Below are 17,694 nucleotides of genomic sequence, written 5' to 3'. Positions count from 1 at the left end.
GGGATGTATCAGATTAGCAGAGAAAAAATGCCGGAGCTCCTTGCCGCTGTTGCAAAGGAGATGGATCTTTTCCTTCCGGTACAAAACAATGGAATTACCAATTTCGGTTTCTGGACCGAGGACGCAGACGTGGATCTCGATACCTTAAAAACCGTAAAATCCCCGAAAGATGCCTTTTTCCCGCAGAGTGAAATTCTTTACTCCTGCTATCAGAAGGCAAATAAAACCAGCATTGAACCGGCTGCATTAAAAGACGCACCGTTTGCTATCTTCGGCGTTCGTCCGTGCGATGTCAGAGCGTTCGATGTTCTGGACCGCGTTTTCTTAAGCGAGCCTGCAGACGTTTACTATGCAGCAAGAAGAGAGCACGGCATCGTTGTTTCCCTGGCTTGTCATGAGCCGGAAGACAGCTGCTTCTGTAAAACCTTCGGCATCGATGCTGCAGAACCGGCAGCAGATGTTGCTATGTGGCAGGTAGCTGACGGTTATGCATGGGAAGCAAAAACCGAAAAAGGCCAGAAACTGACCGAGCTTGTAAAAGCTTACCTGACCGAGCAGGATCTTACCAAAGAAGTAGAGGCTGAGAAAGAAGCAATCCGTACCCTGATCGACAAGATGCCAAACAGCAACCTTTCCCTCGAGGGATGGGGCGTTGGCAAGACAAAAGAACGTTTTGACGATCCGAAGTGGAAAGAACTTTCCGATGCCTGCTTAGGCTGCGGAACCTGTACGTTCTCCTGCCCGACCTGCCAGTGCTACGATATCAAAGACTTTAACACCGGAAACGGTGTACAGCGTTACCGCTGCTGGGATTCCTGCATGTACTCTGATTTCACCATGATGGCAGCAGGAAACAACCGTACCACACAGCTGCAGCGTTTCCGTCAGCGTTTCATGCACAAACTGGTATACTTCCCGGACAACAACGACGGAATGTATTCCTGCGTCGGATGTGGACGCTGCGTAGAGAAATGCCCGCAGTCGCTGAACATTGTCAAAGTAATCAAACGCATGGGAGGTACCAAGTAAATGTGCAATTGTAGTTGTGGAAGCGAAGAAAAGAAAAACGCTTTGCTGCCGCAGGTCGGTATCATCACAGATATCCGCCGCGAAACACCGGACGTAAAAACATTCCGTATCGTTCGTCCGGACGGCACCAAGCTGTTTGAACATATGCCTGGCCAGTGCGCAATGCTCTGTGTACCGGGTGTCGGAGAGGCACTGTTTTCCATTACCTCTTCCCCGACAAACAAAGAGTACCAGGAGTTCTCCATCAAGGAGTGCGGTACTTTAACGAATTATCTTCACAACATGTCCGTAGGAGATGAAATCCTGGTTCGTGGACCGTATGGAAATCATTTCCCGGTAGAAACCGTATTAAAAGGACAGGATCTGCTGTTCATCGCCGGTGGTATCGGACTTGCTCCGCTGCGTTCCGTGATCAATTACGTACTGGACAACCGTGACAACTATGGTACCGTAGATATCGTTTACGGTTCCCGTTCCAAAGACGATCTGGTACAGTTAAAAGAGATCCAGGAAGTATGGGCGAAAGCAAAAGATGTCAACGTACACCTGACGATCGACCGCGAGCAGGAAGGATGGGACGGCCATGTAGGATTCGTTCCGAATTATGTAAAAGAACTGAACATGTCTGTTGACAAAACAGCTCTGATCTGCGGACCGCCGATCATGATCAAATTTGTTCTTCAGGGACTTCAGGAGCTGGGCTATGAGAAAACACAGGTTTACACCACTTTGGAGCTTCGTATGAAATGCGGTATCGGAAAATGCGGCCGCTGCAACATCGGAGACAAATACGTCTGCAAAGACGGCCCGGTTTTCCGCTGCGACGAGATTGACGAATTACCGAACGAATATTAAACGGAGGTTGAAGAAAATGCAGGAAATGGTAAATATTTACGTTTACGGCAAAAAGTATTCCGTACCTGGCGATCTGACCATCATGACCGCTATGGAGTACGCCGGATATCAGTTAAAACGCGGATGCGGATGCCGTCACGGATTCTGCGGTGCATGTGCGACCATCTACAGAATCAAAGGAAAAAATGAACTGAAAACCTGTCTGGCATGTCAGACACAGGTAGAAGACGGCATGTATATCGCAAGCCTTCCGTTCTATCCGATCGACAAGAGAACATACGATATCGAAGAGATCAGCGCAGAGCAGAGAGTCATGATGGATCTGTATCCGGAAATCTACAGCTGCGTTGGATGTAATGCATGTACCAAAGGATGTCCGCAGAGCCTGAACGTTATGCAGTATATTGCATACGCACAGAGAGGCGACTTCAAGAAATGTGCAGAAGAGTCCTTCGACTGCATCGGCTGCGGAATCTGTGCATCCCGCTGTCCGGCTGGTATCTCCCATCCGATGGTAGGAGAGCTGGCAAGACGTCTGAACGGAAAATACATTGCTCCGAAGTCTGAACATGTAAAGAACCGTGTAGCAGAGATCAAAGAAGGAAAATTCGATGATCTGATCGAGCAGGTTATGCAGAAACCGATCGAAGAAATGCAGGAACTTTACAACAACCGTGAGATCGAGAAATAAGGAGGGAATTTCGAATGTATACACTGGCCAATATGCAGGACTCTATTAAAAAGGTAGAAGCTACCAGAGCCCAGAGAATGGCAACAGAGCCAAGAAGAATGACAGCGGATGAGAAAGATGCCCTTCTTGCAGCATATCATCCGGACTATAAAGAGGAAGGCTTCATCACCCTGAAAGTCGGCCCGAACAAAGGTGAGAAAGTTCCGACAGAGCTCGGCTATCTGCTGGAGTCCAACAGCCGTATCCTCGGTGTTGACATCGACCTTGACAAAGTAGATTATGACGTAGATGTACTGGTTATCGGTGCCGGTGGAGCAGGTTCTTCTGCAGCTATCGAGGCTCACGAGGCTGGCGCAAACGTTATGATTACCACCAAACTGAGAATTGGTGATGCAAACACCATGATGGCAGAAGGTGGAATCCAGGCAGCGGACAAAGAAAACGATTCCCCGGCACAGCATTATCTGGATGCGTTCGGCGGCGGACACTTTGCTGCAAGACCGGAACTGCTCCGCAAACTGGTTATGGAAGCTCCGGATGCAATCTCCTGGCTGGAAAACCTGGGCGTTATGTTTGATAAAGATGAGAATGGCCGTATGGTAACTACGCACGGCGGCGGAACTTCCAGAAAACGTATGCATGCATGCCGTGACTACTCTGGAGCAGAGATCATGAGAACACTGCGTGATGAAGTCATCAACCGCGGTATTCCGGTGATCGAGTTCTCTTCCGCAGTAGAGCTGATCAAAGACGATAAGGGACAGGTTGCAGGTGCTGTTCTCCAGAACATGGAGACTGGCGAGTACCAGATAGCAAAGGCAAAAACCGTTATCATCGCAACAGGTGGTGCGGGACGTCTTCACTACAACAACTTCCCGACATCCAACCATTACGGTGCAACCGCTGACGGTCTGATCCTTGGATACCGTGCAGGCGCTCCGCTTCTGTATCAGGATACCATTCAGTACCATCCGACCGGAGCTGCTTACCCGGCTCAGATCTTCGGTGCTCTGGTAACCGAGAAAGTACGTTCTCTGGGCGCAATGCTCGTAAACGTAGACGGCGAAGCATTCATGCATCCGCTGGAAACCCGTGATGTATCTGCAGCAAGCATCATCCGCGAGTGCTCCGACGACCGCAACGAGGGCGTTGAGACTCCACAGGGCAAGGCTGTATGGCTGGATACTCCAATGATCGAGCTGATCCACGGAGAAGGCACCATTGAGAAGAGAATCCCGGCTATGTTCCGTATGTTCATGCAGTATGGCATCGATATGAGAAAAGAGCCGATCCTGGTTTACCCGACGCTGCATTATCAGAACGGTGGACTGGAAATCAACGGCGAAGGCTTTACCAACACCGTAAGCAACCTGCTCGTAGCAGGTGAGGCAGTTGGAGGAATCCACGGAAGAAACCGTCTGATGGGTAACTCTCTGCTGGATGTTATCGTATTTGGCCGTGATGCAGGAAAAGCTGCAGCAGCAAAAGCAAAAGACGTAACACTTGGAAAGATGAATCTGGATCATGTGGAGAAATATGCTGAGACCTTAAAAGAGGCAGGCATTGACACCGGTATGGTATCTCCGCAGCTTCTGCCGGATTATGCAGGAAAGAGACACCTGTAAAATGCAGTAACCGCGAAAAAGCGTGGCCCGGGGCAGAAATACTGTCCCTGGACACGCTTTCCGTGCTGAAAATCCATTGGATGATCGGTATGATAAAATAGCAAGGAAAGAAAGGTGGAGAATCCCATGCGTGAAATTCAGGCTAGTACCATTACGGATGTGGTAGAGAAACTTTGTATCGAAGCAAACTACCATCTTCCGGAAGACGTAAAATGTGCCATCACAGGCTGCCGTGCCTGCGAGGATGGCGAGATTGCAAAAGGTGTTCTGGACAAAATCGTAGAAAATTATGAGATCGCAGACGCACAGAACGTGCCGATCTGCCAGGATACCGGAATGGCATGTGTTTTCCTGGAAATCGGACAGGATGTGCACATCGCAGGAGGAGATCTTGCAGAGGCAGTCAACGAAGGTGTCAGAAGAGGATATGACAAAGGATACTTAAGAAAATCCGTTGTCAAAGATCCGGTCAGAAGAGGAAACACCGGCGACAATACACCGGCTATGCTCTACACCGAGATCGTTCCTGGCGATCAGATCAAAGTAACCGTAGGCCCGAAAGGCTTCGGAAGCGAAAATATGAGTATGATCCGTATGTTCAAACCGTCCGCAGGTCTTCAGGGAATCAAGGATTTCATCCTGGAAGTTGTTGAGACAGCAGGCCCGAACCCATGCCCGCCTATGGTAGTCGGCGTTGGTATCGGCGGAACCTTCGATAAATGTGCACTGCTTGCGAAAAAAGCACTGATGCGCCCGATCGATTCCGAGAACCCGGATCCGTTCTACGCAGATCTGGAAAAAGAAATGCTGGAGAAAGTCAACAAACTCGGCATCGGACCGCAGGGCTTTGGCGGAAAAACCACAGCCATCGGCCTCAATATCGAGACAATGCCGACTCATATTGCGGGAATGCCGTGTGCAGTCAACATCAACTGCCATGTTACCCGTCATAAAACGGAGGTGATCTGATCATGGAAAAACATATTCAGCTGCCTTTAACAGAAGAACTGGCAAAAACACTGCATGCCGGAGATACCGTATATCTGACCGGAACTATCTATACTTCCCGTGACGCCGGACATAAGAGAATGTGTGAAGCGCTCGCAAGAGGAGAAAAAATCCCGTTTGATCCGACAGACGCTACGATTTACTACGTAGGACCGACCCCTGCAAAACCAGGCCAGGTCATCGGATCTGCAGGTCCTACCACCAGCGGCCGTATGGATGCGTATGCTCCGACCATGATGTCCGTAGGCGCAAGAGGAATGATCGGTAAAGGCGCACGTCTTCCGGAAGTTGTAGAAGCCATGAAGAAATATCATGGCGTATACTTCGGAGCCATCGGCGGAGCCGGCGCACTGCTTGCAAAATGCATCAAAAAAGCAGAGCTGATCGCATACGAAGATCTCGGTGCAGAGGCACTTCGCCGTCTGGAAGTAGAGGATATGCCGCTTTTCGTTATCATCGACTGTGAGGGAAATAACCTGTATGAGATGGGAAGAAAAGAGTATTTAGAAGCGCATAAAGAAGACTAAAGGTTATGCTTCGACGGGTATCTGTGAATGATGATAACGACGAAATAGCATAATACAAGAGAGACCATAGAGCTGTCTGAAAAAATCAGACAGCTCTCAAGCTGAAAAGGCATCAGGGCATTGACACTTGCAAGCGACTTTCGGCAGAAAAAGAAATGAAAGAGGAAGAAAAACATGACTGTAGAAATGATAAGCCACTTACTGGAAGCACTGATGATCCTGTGCTTTGGCCTGTCCTGGCCGCTGTCCATTTATAAATCCTGGACTTCAAGAACAGCAAAAGGAAAGAGCCTTTACTTTGAGGTGTTCATCTGGATCGGATATATTTTCGGTATTGCCAACAAATTCATCAGCTATATGAACAACCCGGACAAAGACTGGATCTTTTTCCTTGCGTGGGCTTTCTATTTCCTGAACATTGCAGAGATCACGGTAGATATGGTGCTGTACTTCCGCAATGTAAAACTGGATAAGAAAAGAGAAGCAGAGAAATAAGACAGCGGAATACAGTTAAACGAATCCCCGTCCGTGCGGCAGATTATGCTGCATGGGCGGGGATTCTTACGTTTGTCTTAAGTTGCCTTACGATTTCTAAGATGGATTGCATGGTGGGGAGATCGTTTGATATAATGGGAGTATCAGAAACGAAAGCCAAAAATCGGAAGGGAGGATTTTTATGAGACGGTATGCATGGGTAACAGCAGTGTGTCTGGCGGCACTGATGGCAGGCGGATGCGGAAATCAGACAGGGCAGGAAACCAAACAAAATTCGGTGAGCGTATCGGAGAGTGCAGCATCCGGTGAACCAGAGGCAAAATCAGATGATGTGGGATCGGATGGAGATGCGGTGAAAGAGGCCGGGGATGGTTTGGAGAACGACGAAGAAGGAAAAAACGAAAAAGGAGCTTCCGCCGTAAAACTGGAAGAGGGAGAAATCTACCGGGATGATCTGGACGGGGATGCGTCAGAGGAAGAAGTTTCTTTTTCTTTTGAGGGTGATGGGAAAAATGGTCATGACTTCGAAAACTATAAGTATATTCTGACGCTCAACTATGGAGAGCATGTGAAGCAGTTCGAGATCCTGGGCGGATATGAAGCAACCTGGATAATACGAACAAAGAGTGGTGGCCACTATTTGTATCAGGAATCGTATCACGAAGACGGACTATATTCGGTAACCGTTTTCCGGGTATCATCGGATGAAGCTGTGGACCTTGGCTGTCTGGATGGAAGAATTGGAGATAACGGTATAGAAGATGTCAATGCGTTTTCCTGGGTGGAAAGAATCAATCTGCTGGGAACGTATGCCGGGGAACGGAACGTCGGGGTCGGAAGCGAGGGACTTCCGGAGGCGAAAGAAGATGCATGGACAATTTTCTGGGACAAAAAACCGCTCGTCCTGAAGCAGGAACTGGAAGTTATTGTTCAAAACGAAGACGGAAGTACAGAAAACAGAGTCCTTCCGGCAGGTACGGAACTGATTCCACAGGAAACCGATAAAGAAACGTATCTGGATGCAGAAACTTCGGATGGAACACGGTGCCGGATTGAAGTGGAGACAGAAGACGGATATACTTATATGATTCACGGGGTAGATGAGCATGCATATTTTGCAGATCTTCCGTATGCCGGATAAAGCCGCGAAAAGAAGGGATTGCAGGAACGGAAAAAGATAGGTATACTGTGTATAGAATCTGCTTGACTTAAAGTGCACTTCATAGTTTAGAATAAAGAAAGCTGGAGATTTGCAGTGTCAGAAAAGAGAAGGTTCTGGCAGAGCAGAGGTTTCAGCTTTCTTTTTATGTTGTACCGTAGTGGATACGAAAGAAAAGAGTTGAAAAACGAAAACGAGGTGAAATGTTTTGGAGGCAAGAGAGGTACTGGAAAAAGTAAAAAACAACGAAATCTCTATCGAAGAGGCAGAAAAATATTTCAAAAAAGAGCCGTTCGAGGAGATGGGATATGCGAAGCTTGACACGCATCGTGAAATCCGAAGCGGGTTTCCGGAGGTGATTTTCTGTGCGCGGAAGGCGGATGCGCATCTGCTGGAAATTTTTACGCGTCTCTATGCGCAGGACGGCGAGGTTTTCGGAACGAGAGCCAGTGAGCACCAGTATGAGCTGATCCGGGAAAAGTTTCCGGAAGTGGTTTATGATCCGCTGTCGCATATTTTAAAAATAGAGAAGAAAGACAAAAAGCGAATCGGAAAAATTGCTGTCTGTACGGCGGGAACCGCAGACATTTCCGTTGCTGAGGAAGCGGCGCAGACGGCAGAATACTTCGGAGCAAACGTCGAGCGAATTTATGATGTCGGCGTGAGTGGTATCCACCGTCTGCTGTCACGCCTCGATACGATTCAGAGTGCCAACTGCGTTGTTGCCGTTGCCGGTATGGAAGGAGCGCTGGCAAGCGTGCTCGGCGGCCTGGTGGATAAGCCGGTCATCGCAGTTCCGACCTCTGTGGGCTACGGGGCCAGCATGAACGGTCTTTCGGCGCTGCTTACGATGATTAATTCCTGTGCGAACGGAATTGCTGTCGTAAACATCGACAACGGTTATGGGGCCGGATATATTGCAACACAGATTAACAGAATGGGAGTGCATAAAGATGAGTAAAAGTTTATATCTGGAGTGCGGGAGCGGAATCAGCGGGGATATGACCGTTGCGGCTCTGCTCGATCTGGGAGCAGACCAGGAGGTACTGGAGAAGGCACTGGCAAGCCTTCAGCTGCCGGGATACAAAACTGCCGTTACGAGAGTGAAAAAATCGGGGCTGGATGCCTGCGACTTCAATGTCATTCTGGATGCGGAGCATGAGAACCACGATCATGATATGGCGTATCTGCATGGGGATATGGCGAAAGCGCATGCACATGGAGAGGAGCATGTACACCATCATGAGCATACGCACGATCATGAGCATGTACATGACCAGAAACATACACACAGCCATGACCAGGAACACGCAGGAGAGCATCAGCACCATCATGAGCACCGCGGCCTGCCGGAGATTCTTGCCATTATCCGCCGCGGTGATCTGACACCGGGAGCGAGAGCTCGGGCAGAGCGGATTTTCCAGATTCTTGCAGAAGCAGAAGCAAAAGCGCACGGTGTGCCGCTCGATCAGGTGCATTTTCACGAGGTAGGAGCGGTCGATTCCATCGTAGATATTGTTGCCGCCGCCGTCTGCCTGGACAACCTGGCGCCGGACGAGGTGATTGTGACGGGGCTCTGCGAGGGAAGCGGTTTTATCCGATGCCAGCATGGACTGATCCCGGTTCCGGTACCGGCCGTTTTAAATATCGTGCAGACGCACGGCCTGACGCTTATTCCAACCGGAATCAAGGGCGAGCTTGTTACACCGACCGGTGCAGCTATTGTTGCTGCTATCCGAACAAAAGAGAAACTTCCGTCCTCATTTAAATGCACGAAAACAGGTCTTGGAGCCGGAAAACGGACGTATGAGCGGCCGTCACTTTTACGGGCTATGATGCTGGAAACCGAGGAAAATGACGAAAAAGATACGATCTGGAAGCTGGAATGCAATATCGACGACTGCACCGGTGAGGCACTCGGTTACTGTATGGGAAAACTGCTGCAGGCAGGTGCAAGGGATGTTCATTATATTCCGGTCTATATGAAGAAAAACCGTCCAGCATATCAGCTGGATGTGATCTGCGAGGAAGAAAAGCGGGAAACACTGGAGAATATTATTTTCACGGAGACAACCACGATCGGAATCCGTCGCTGCCAGATGGAGCGTACCGTGATGAAACGCGAATTTGCAACGATCACGACCGAATACGGGGATGCCGCTGTCAAGATCTGCCGTCATGGAGAGATAGAAAAAGTTTACCCGGAGTACGAGAGTGCCGCACTCATTGCTGAAAAAAGCGGTATGCCGGTTGGTGAGGCCGGTGCGTGGATCGTACAGAAATATAAAGAAGGAAAGTAAAAAACATGAGATATTTGAAACCACATTTTTACGATCAGTTTACATGCACAGCAGGAGATTGTCCGGATACCTGCTGCGCCGGCTGGCAGATTGTGATCGACGAGGATTCTCTGGAGCGGTACGGAAAGGAGCAGGGCGAGTTTGGAAAACGTCTGCGCAATTCCATCGACTGGGAAGAGGAGTGTTTCTATCAGAAGAACCGCCGCTGTGCTTTTTTGAATGATGAGAATCTCTGTGACCTCTACAAGGCACTGGGCCCGGATGCGCTTTGCGATACGTGCCGTCTGTACCCGAGACATACGGAAGAATATGAGGGACTGCGGGAGCTTTCCCTGTCCCTTTCCTGCCCGGAGGCGGCGCGAATCATTCTGTCCTGCCAGGAGCCGGTGCGTTTCCTTGCGGAGGAGACCGACGAGGAGGATGATTTCGAAGAGTTCGATTTCATGATGTTCTCGCAGCTGGAAGATACCAGAGATGTTCTGTTCAAAATTCTGCAGAACCGTACGATGCCGCTGCAGGAGCGCATGAGGGCGGCGGAACAGCTTGCCGAACAGTATCAGATCTGCATGGAAGAACAGCGGGAATACGATATTGATGATCTGCTTCGGAAATATGAGAAGCATTTGGAAGAGGGAACCTTAAGCGAGTGCGCGGCGGAAAGTCTGGCCCAAAAAGGTGTGGACGCTGCGGGATTCCACGTATGGGAACGTCAGAGAAAAGAACTGGCTGTTCTCCGAAGCCTCGAGCGCCTGCGCCCGGAATGGGATGAGGTGCTTGACGGTACAGAAAAAGTGCTGTACCAGAACGGCGAATCTGCTTACCAGGCCATCTGTGAAGAATTTCGCCGCACCTGGGGAGCGAAAAGCAGCCGTCGTGCCGAGTGGGAAAACATAGGCGAGCAGCTTCTGATGTTCTTCGTCTACACCTATTTCTGCGGTGCCGTCTACGATGATATGGTCTGTTCCAAAATGGAACTTGCCCTTTTCTCCGTTCGCTGGATCCAGGAAATCCTGCTTGCGCGGTGGCTGGAAAACGGAAAAACACTTTCCATGCATGACGTTGAGGAGCTTTCCTGGCGTTACGCACGCGAGGTTGAGCATTCCGACGATAACCTGAATGCGCTCGAGGACTGGCTGTTTGAGACTTACGCGCCGGAAGGATGTGTACTGGAAGAAGAACAGGAATAGAAGAGGAAGAAAAATCATGCAGGAAAAGCAAAAGAAATGGATGCTGCGTATTGCGCTTTATCTGGTTGGAATTATCGTGCTGGCACTTGGCATCACATTGAATACAAAGACGAACCTCGGCGTGTCGCCCATTATCTCCATGCCGTACGCTGTGGCACAGATTTTTGGCTATGAAACAGGAACGGCAGTCTTTGTGGCGTATCTGATCTTTATCGTATTGCAGATTGTGCTGCTGAAAGGAAAATTTCGACCGTTCCAGCTCTTACAGGTTGCGGCCAGCTACCTGACCAGCGCCTTTATTACCATCTTTGACCGGGTTCTCCCGGTACCTGAACAGATGGGAAGCCGGCTTCTTGTCCTTGCCCTTGCTATCATCCTGACGGGAATCGGCGCTGCTGTCACCGTAGATGTCAACATTGTCCCAAATCCGGCGGACGGACTGGCAAGAGTTCTCGGTGAGCGCTGTGGAAAAAATATGGGATTCGGAAAAAATCTTTTCGATTTCTCTGCCCTTGTCATCTCCCTTGCTATCGGAATGATCGGTGCAGGACGACCGGTGGGAATCGGAAGCGGCACTGTTGTAGCCATGGTCTGCACGGGAAGAGTGATCGCGCTGTTTAACTATTTTGGAAAGAAGAAAATAGAAGAAATCACAATCGCATAGCACGCCAATACCCCTGTCGAAAAACCTTGAGTTTTCGGTGGGGGTTTGTTATAATAAAAGACAGCGAAAGAAAAATTTTTTGATTTGTCATAAGGCGTTTGTTTGCGTTATGAGAAGTGCGAAGGAGGAAGTGGCAAATGAACTTAGTTATTACGATGAGCCGCCGGTTTGGTACTGGGGCGAGTATTATTGCGAAAGAACTTTCCGAGAGACTGCATATCCCGGTATATGATAAGGACGATGTAGAGCACGGCATGCGTGAAAATGCCTTTGAATCTGAGGCGGATGCGATCCGCGAGCTGGCGAAACAACCGTGTATTATCATTGGACGGTGTGCTTCGGAGTTTCTGAAAGATAAAAGCAACGTCATCAATATTTATGTCTGCGCGGACAAAGAGGACCGGATCAAACGTATCATGAAGCTGTTTTCCCTGACAAGAGAGGCGGCTGAGGTGATGCTGGAAGAGACAGACAAGCAGCGTGCCGAGTATTATTACAAAAATACCGGAAAGACATGGGGCGATGTCAATAACTACCATATGATCCTGAATACCTCGGATCTTGGCATCGAGAACTGTGCCGATATTCTGATGCGGTATTTTGAAATGAAAGATTATATCTAAGAGATATTTAAAAAGAAATACATAAAAAATCAGGTGTTTCCCGAAAAAGAGAAGCACCTGATTTTTTGTACGGTTTAGTAAGCCTGATACGTATTGCCATAACTCCGGCTGGAGAAGTAATTCTGTTTCAGAACCAGGAACAGTTCGGCATCGGTTGCATATTTGTACGGATACAGATAGAAAATACCGACAAGATTGCAGGTGATTCCGGAAAGAATATACCATCCGATAAAGGAGAGATCAAGAATAAATGTATTCATCTTTTCACCGTTCATCATTTCACGGCTGATGCGGAATGCTTCTTCGGTCGAAAGTTCCGGGTAGTCGGCGAGAAGATAAGGAACCATGCGGTATTCATAAGCTTTCACAATTCCAGGAATCAGAAGAAGCAGCGACCAGAGGAATATATAAAGATTTTTTAAAAACAGAGTCCACACAGTTTTTCCATAGTAGCCGTTCTGGAATCCGAACAGTATGTTGCCAAGTCCCGCTTTTTCCATCGAGTTTTCAATGAAAAACCTCGAGCCTCCTACCTCAAATGGTGCAAGAACAAAAATACGGATCAGAATAAAGGCAAGACCAATGACAAGAAGTACAATGCCGCTGAAGACAGTAAAAACAAATTTAACCGGTCCAAGCGGGGTGAATCTTTCTGCAAAGGATTCCACATTGAAGTTATCGGAAGAAATCGTAAATCCAGATATACCGACCGAGTTAGTCTGATTGCTGTCATTGTTGGAATTTCCAGAATTAGAAGTACCGCTTCCGACCAGCAGCGTCAGAATCAGGGCTGCTACCACACAGATCCAGTAATTGCGTAAAAATGCGGCTTTTCCGCGGGTTTTCAGTTCCTCTCGAGTCCACATAAAAAAGACCTCCCTCTTAATGTAAGTGTAAACAGCAGACAATTCTGCCAAGTCACGATTATCTTACCATGGGGCAGGTGAAACATCAAGACAGCTTAAGGAAAGTTTAAGAAATTGGCAGAAAGATTAAAGTGGAAATGTGCATTCTTAAATAAAGATTTTACTTGTGAAGCGGGGATGAATGTGCTATAATCTCTCCGGTGCGTCAGAACGCAGCGGGGCCGGGTTTCTCCGGGGTGCGTTCTGAAAAAAAGAAACCTGTACGTTGAATTGACAAAGAGAGCGAGGAATCTACGTGTATCTGACAAAGGACGAGTTTTTGCAGAAATTCGGAATTCTGCCGCAGGAATTTGAGGAAGCAGATATTTCCTGGGAAGAATTGCTGGAAATTGCGGATGATTATGAACGGCGCCGTCCGACGCTGGAAAAGATCCGAAAAGAATTTGTGGCAGAGTTTTTGCAGGACAAGGAAAAAGAGATCGGACTGCAGTCGTACCACAGCCGTCTGAAGGACACCGAACATCTGGTGGAAAAGCTGGTGCGCAAGCGCCTAGAAAATTATGCAAAGTACCGGAAAATGGATTCGACAAACTATATGCGTTACGTGACAGATCTGATCGGAATCCGGGGACTTTTGCTGTATCGGGAGGACTGGGTAAACTTCCATAAATACATTACGCACTGGTTTAAAAATGATCCGGAGAAATACATCCGTGATTACGGCCGTGACTACGACCAGAACGCATCGGGCTATATGGCAGAGCCGCCGAAAGTCCATACAAGACTTGGCGATTACGCCGATATTTATGTGAACTGGATTCCGGAGGAGAACATTCTGGACCGGAAACATTACCGTGCGGTGCATTACATTGTCGTTTACCGCGGCGTCTACATTGAAATTCAGATTAAGACGCTGTTCGAGGAGGGCTGGGGAGAGATTGACCACAGTATTCTTTATCCGCAGCGCAAGGGAAACGCCATGCTGACAGAGTTTTCCGAGCTGCTGAACCGTCTGGCGGGCATGGGAGATGAGATGGGATCGTTCTACCGCCGTCTCCAGGTTGTGCCGGATGAGAAGTTCCAGAGCAAGGAAACGATTGTGCGCAAGCGTGAATTAAAACCGCAGGTCAAGGCAGCGGTGGAAAAACGCGATCTGAACGAAATTCATACGATGGATGATGCCGTCTGGAGCATACTGAAAGAATAAAACTGCTTTTCAGACATGGGAAAGGATAAAAAATGGATGGAAGAAACACGGGCCGCATGGGCTTCTCTCATGCAGCAGAGGACTCTGCGGAGAATATGATGGCGGCAGTCAAAGCCGGAAAAATCCGAAAACATCTGATGGGAAATACCTCGCCGATCCGCTACGGAACAATGGAAAAACGCGAGATGACCGAATATACCGACTTTATCCGGACGAAACTCTGCTATGAAATCCTGAATCTGCCCGGGGAGGAAAAATGAATACAATAGAAAAAATATACACAAACTACGACGGACTTCTGGAAGAATTTTCCGAGGAAGTAATCCAGAGCCGTTACGCTGTTTTTTACGAAGAAATCGAGGAATTTGCCAAGAGTCTCGGCATCCGCGAGAAAATCCAGATCAGCGAGTCGCTGTTGAGCCATGCAGTGCTGGACTATTTCACGGATATTTCCCGTCTGAAACATTTTCATCAGGCAAAGCATATCAATTCATTGAAAGTGATCTCCTATGAGACCTACTGGCTGCTGCGGAGAAAACCGATCCAGATCCTGGTGGAGGATGAGACATCGGATGCGATGGCATTTCTGAACGAAAAGTTCGTCTTTTCCCGGATTGCCAAATATCTGATGGGCGACGGAAAACGGGTGATTTTAAGTCCGGAGACGAAAAAAGGCTTTCTGAATTATCTCGATTCGCTGTTTTATTACCTGAAATACCGCAATTACGATGCGGAAATGCTCGAGATGATGCTGATGGGCTTCAAAGCGGGTGTTCTCGTGGCGGATGATTTAAAGGAGCAGGAGTCCTAAAAAACGGGCGGAAGCGGAATACAACAAAATAAGATGAAGATCGAAAGAACCGGACGGGCCGTAAGGCTGCTGTCGGGTTCTTTTTTTGTGCGGTGCTGCATAAAGTGCAGAGAAAACATTGCGATGCATGGACAGAAAACTGTTTAACAATGAAGGGACGGGAACTGCTTTCCTTTGGAACTTTGTACAGGGAGGAATGGATATGGCCACGCTCGAAAAAATCAATGCATTTCTAAAAGCGGTGAATGCAGCCGCCTGGGGACCGCCGCTTCTTTTTCTGCTGCTTGGGACAGGCATTTTTCTGACCATCCAGCTTCGCGCGCTACCCATTCGACGGTTGTTCTTTGCGCTTCGTACAGCATTCGGCCGTGAGGCGAGGTACAGCGGGGAGAAAACAGAAGCGGGAGTTTCGCCGTTCGCATCGCTGATGACGGAACTTGCGGCGGAGATCGGGACGGGCAATATCGTGGGGGTTGCCTCCGCAATGGCGCTTGGAGGACCGGGAGCACTGGGATGGATGATGCTGGCGGCGGTTGTGGGACTTGCTTTGAAATTTTCTGAGAGTTTTCTCTCGGTGCAGTACCGGATGCAAAGAAAAGACGGAACATACTGCGGCGGTCCGATGGTGACGCTGACCAGAGCATTTCCGGGGGAGCGGCTGGCGAAGATGCTGGCTGTGTTTTTTGCCGGAAGCACCGTGCTGGTATCTCTCGGAATGGGCAATATGACGCAGGCAAACTCGATTGCGCTGGCGATGCAGGATACGTTTGGCGTGGCAAGAGAAAAAAGCGCGTTGGTGCTGACGATTCTTCTTCTGCTCGTGGTGACAGGCGGACTGCGTTCCATTGCAAAAGCGGCGGAGGTGCTGGTACCGGGAATGGCACTCTTTTATCTGGGCGGGGCAGGAATGGTAATCGGTCTGCACGCCGGAGAGCTTCCGCGGACACTGCTTGCGATAGTACGGGACGCGTTTTCTTTCCGGGCGGTATCGGGAGGAGCGGTGGGTGCGGGAATTTCCCTGCTGCCGCCGGCCTTGCGGTATGGAATTTCCCGCGGTGTGTTTTCGAATGAAGCAGGGCTTGGAGCAGGAGGAATCAGTGCTGCGGCGGCACAGACCGACGATCCCGTGCGGCAGGGGTACATCAGCATGACAGGTGTGTTCGTTGATACCATGGTGATCTGTCTTGTGACCGGCCTTGCCGTTGGAGTGACCGGGGCGGCAGAGGGGATACTGGAGGCGGAAAAAGCGGATGGAGCGGCGATGGTAATTCAGGCCTTTGAAAGTGTGTTCGGACCGGCGGGAGGCTATGTTGTCGCGGTCGGGATTCTGCTGTTCGCATTTGCAACGATGGCCGGCTGGGCATACCAGGGGGAGCAGGCGTTTCTCTGGCTGGTGAAAAAGGATAGCTTCGGAATGGTTTACCGTGTTTTCTTCTGCTTTGCAGCGTTTGCCGGGTGCGTCTGCATGGCGGAAACGGTCTGGAATTTTGCGGAGCTTGCCAATGCCTGCATGGCGGTGCCGAATCTGCTCTGTGTGCTGCGGCTCTGGAAGGAAGTAAAAGAGGAGGCATTCCGGTTTGAAAGCAGGATAAAAAAAGCAGAACAAAAGAAAGATAGAAATACATGAGAAACCGTATTTCCGGTCCTCAGGCAGATTTCGATGCGAGCTGATCGAGAGAGCCGAAAGAATATCCCATTTCTTCCCATTTCGTCAGCAGCTCATCGAGAATCTCCGCGTTGGTGGATGAGGTATTATGAAGCAGGACGATGGCACCGGGATGAATGCGTCCGGTCAACTTTTTGAAAGCCTCCTCGTGGGTCGGCTGCTGATCCTGGTACCAGTCTACATAGGCAAGACTCCAGAAAAAAGTCTGATAGCCGAGATCTTTTGCCATCTGCAGGTTCTGCGTGCTGTATTTTCCCTGCGGAGGCCGGTAAAATTTCACCATTTCCTGGCTGGTGGTTTCCTGGTAAAGAGCGGAAACACGGTTCAGCTCTTCGGAGAAGGCTTCCTGCGTGGAAATTTTGGACATATCCGGGTGCGACCAGGTGTGGTTTCCGACGATATGGCCTTCTGCCGCCATGCGTTTGACAAGATCCGGCTGGTCGGAGAGAAAATTGCCGACAACAAAGAAAGCCGCGGGTGCCTGATGCTTCTGGAGTGCGTCAAGGATCGCCGGGGTGTTGCCGTTTTCATAGCCGCAGTCAAACGTCAGATAGATGATGTTTTCTTCCGGTGAAGCGGCAAACCAGGCGTTGTAGGCGGCAAGCTCTTCGGATGTAGCATTGCCGACGGGAGTCTTCCCTTTTTCCGGGAAGGAGAGCCCCCAGTTTTCGGCAGCAGAGGAGAGGACGGGCATCGAAACGGAAGAAACAGGTGTCTCCGGCGCAGCAGAGAGAAAAACTGGGGCTGCCTTTCGGAGCGCACGGCAGGTAAAGTGGGACAGAACAGAGCCAAAAAGAAAAGCGGAGCAGAAAAAAGCGGCGGCGATACCGGCTTTTTTCAGGATCCGGCGGGAAAGGGGTGAAAGAGAACGCATAAAATCCCCCTCCAGGACTTTTTGAGACAATATATGTATGGATGAAAGAAAACATGCGGCACACATCTGTTTGACTTTACCTGCAATCTATGTCACAATGGAGGTAG

Annotated in this window: 19 protein-coding genes; 17 read left to right on the top strand and 2 right to left on the bottom strand. The window is 49.4% G+C overall.

From position 1 onward, the window contains the following. Nucleotides 1-3: 3 nt before the first annotated feature. The 13 genes from DW769_RS03160 (at nucleotide 4) to DW769_RS03100 (ending at nucleotide 12,163) form a co-directional block, all read left to right on the top strand. Nucleotides 4-1,029: a 4Fe-4S dicluster domain-containing protein gene (locus tag DW769_RS03160; protein WP_117801696.1), complete on the top strand. Its 1,026-nt coding sequence runs from the start codon at nucleotides 4-6 to the stop codon at nucleotides 1,027-1,029. Further along, a complete protein-coding gene (locus tag DW769_RS03155; protein ID WP_022461174.1) occupies nucleotides 1,030-1,884 on the top strand; it encodes an FAD/NAD(P)-binding protein in 855 nt (284 codons plus the stop codon). Between the two features lie 16 nt (nucleotides 1,885-1,900). Then, nucleotides 1,901-2,575 (top strand): 2Fe-2S iron-sulfur cluster binding domain-containing protein, encoded by a 675-nt coding sequence (locus DW769_RS03150; protein WP_055265389.1) that lies wholly within the window; start codon nucleotides 1,901-1,903, stop codon nucleotides 2,573-2,575. 14 nt (nucleotides 2,576-2,589) lie between these two features. Beyond that, nucleotides 2,590-4,200 (top strand): FAD-binding protein, encoded by a 1,611-nt coding sequence (locus tag DW769_RS03145; RefSeq protein WP_118749956.1) that lies wholly within the window; start codon nucleotides 2,590-2,592, stop codon nucleotides 4,198-4,200. A 126-nt stretch (nucleotides 4,201-4,326) separates the two neighbouring features. After that, a complete protein-coding gene (locus tag DW769_RS03140) occupies nucleotides 4,327-5,169 on the top strand; it encodes a fumarate hydratase (protein WP_055265393.1) in 843 nt (280 codons plus the stop codon). A 2-nt stretch (nucleotides 5,170-5,171) separates the two neighbouring features. Further along, nucleotides 5,172-5,735: a Fe-S-containing hydro-lyase gene (locus tag DW769_RS03135; protein ID WP_118640236.1), complete on the top strand. Its 564-nt coding sequence runs from the start codon at nucleotides 5,172-5,174 to the stop codon at nucleotides 5,733-5,735. A 174-nt stretch (nucleotides 5,736-5,909) separates the two neighbouring features. Further along, nucleotides 5,910-6,230 (top strand): hypothetical protein, encoded by a 321-nt coding sequence (locus DW769_RS03130; RefSeq protein WP_022461179.1) that lies wholly within the window; start codon nucleotides 5,910-5,912, stop codon nucleotides 6,228-6,230. 181 nt (nucleotides 6,231-6,411) lie between these two features. Continuing rightward, a complete protein-coding gene (locus DW769_RS03125; protein ID WP_118749955.1) occupies nucleotides 6,412-7,371 on the top strand; it encodes a hypothetical protein in 960 nt (319 codons plus the stop codon). 226 nt (nucleotides 7,372-7,597) lie between these two features. Further along, nucleotides 7,598-8,350, top strand: a complete 753-nt coding sequence (gene larB, locus DW769_RS03120) for a nickel pincer cofactor biosynthesis protein LarB (protein ID WP_118659579.1) — start codon at nucleotides 7,598-7,600, stop codon at nucleotides 8,348-8,350. Further along, nucleotides 8,343-9,689 (top strand): nickel pincer cofactor biosynthesis protein LarC, encoded by a 1,347-nt coding sequence (gene larC, locus DW769_RS03115; protein WP_118659577.1) that lies wholly within the window; start codon nucleotides 8,343-8,345, stop codon nucleotides 9,687-9,689. The genes larB and larC overlap by 8 nt, the downstream gene beginning before the upstream one ends. A gap of 5 nt (nucleotides 9,690-9,694) precedes the next feature. Further along, nucleotides 9,695-10,876, top strand: a complete 1,182-nt coding sequence (gene fliB / locus DW769_RS03110; RefSeq protein WP_118749954.1) for a flagellin lysine-N-methylase — start codon at nucleotides 9,695-9,697, stop codon at nucleotides 10,874-10,876. Between the two features lie 16 nt (nucleotides 10,877-10,892). Continuing rightward, nucleotides 10,893-11,540, top strand: coding sequence for a YczE/YyaS/YitT family protein (locus tag DW769_RS03105; protein WP_118749953.1), 648 nt, complete (start codon nucleotides 10,893-10,895; stop codon nucleotides 11,538-11,540). 137 nt (nucleotides 11,541-11,677) lie between these two features. Further along, nucleotides 11,678-12,163, top strand: coding sequence for a cytidylate kinase-like family protein (locus DW769_RS03100; protein WP_022461910.1), 486 nt, complete (start codon nucleotides 11,678-11,680; stop codon nucleotides 12,161-12,163). Between the two features lie 74 nt (nucleotides 12,164-12,237). Here DW769_RS03100 and DW769_RS03095 read toward each other — a convergent pair whose 3' ends face one another. Next, a complete protein-coding gene (locus DW769_RS03095; protein WP_118749952.1) occupies nucleotides 12,238-13,029 on the bottom strand; it encodes a DUF975 family protein in 792 nt (263 codons plus the stop codon). 295 nt (nucleotides 13,030-13,324) lie between these two features. Here DW769_RS03095 and DW769_RS03090 point away from each other — a divergent pair, with 295 nt between their 5' ends. From DW769_RS03090 to DW769_RS03075, 4 genes are all read left to right on the top strand, one after another. Further along, a complete protein-coding gene (locus DW769_RS03090; RefSeq protein ID WP_243105416.1) occupies nucleotides 13,325-14,236 on the top strand; it encodes a GTP pyrophosphokinase in 912 nt (303 codons plus the stop codon). 32 nt (nucleotides 14,237-14,268) lie between these two features. Continuing rightward, a complete protein-coding gene (locus DW769_RS03085; RefSeq protein ID WP_118749951.1) occupies nucleotides 14,269-14,496 on the top strand; it encodes a hypothetical protein in 228 nt (75 codons plus the stop codon). Further along, the gene (locus DW769_RS03080; protein WP_022461914.1) at nucleotides 14,493-15,047 is read left to right on the top strand and encodes a hypothetical protein; all 555 of its coding nucleotides are present in this window, start codon (nucleotides 14,493-14,495) and stop codon (nucleotides 15,045-15,047) included. Before DW769_RS03085 ends, DW769_RS03080 begins: the two co-directional genes overlap by 4 nt. A gap of 202 nt (nucleotides 15,048-15,249) precedes the next feature. Next, nucleotides 15,250-16,674: an alanine/glycine:cation symporter family protein gene (locus DW769_RS03075; RefSeq protein ID WP_158554960.1), complete on the top strand. Its 1,425-nt coding sequence runs from the start codon at nucleotides 15,250-15,252 to the stop codon at nucleotides 16,672-16,674. A 19-nt stretch (nucleotides 16,675-16,693) separates the two neighbouring features. Here the strand turns inward: DW769_RS03075 and DW769_RS03070 are convergent, their stop codons facing one another. After that, on the bottom strand, nucleotides 16,694-17,587 hold the full coding sequence (locus tag DW769_RS03070; RefSeq protein WP_238033247.1) for a polysaccharide deacetylase family protein: 894 nt from the start codon (nucleotides 17,585-17,587) through the stop codon (nucleotides 16,694-16,696). Nucleotides 17,588-17,694 lie beyond the last annotated feature (107 nt).

This window comes from Blautia sp. AM29-29 (assembly GCF_003480555.1).
Classification (GTDB): Bacteria; Bacillota; Clostridia; order Lachnospirales; family Lachnospiraceae; genus Fusicatenibacter; species Fusicatenibacter saccharivorans.
This window is presented reverse-complemented; position numbering and strand designations above follow the sequence as displayed.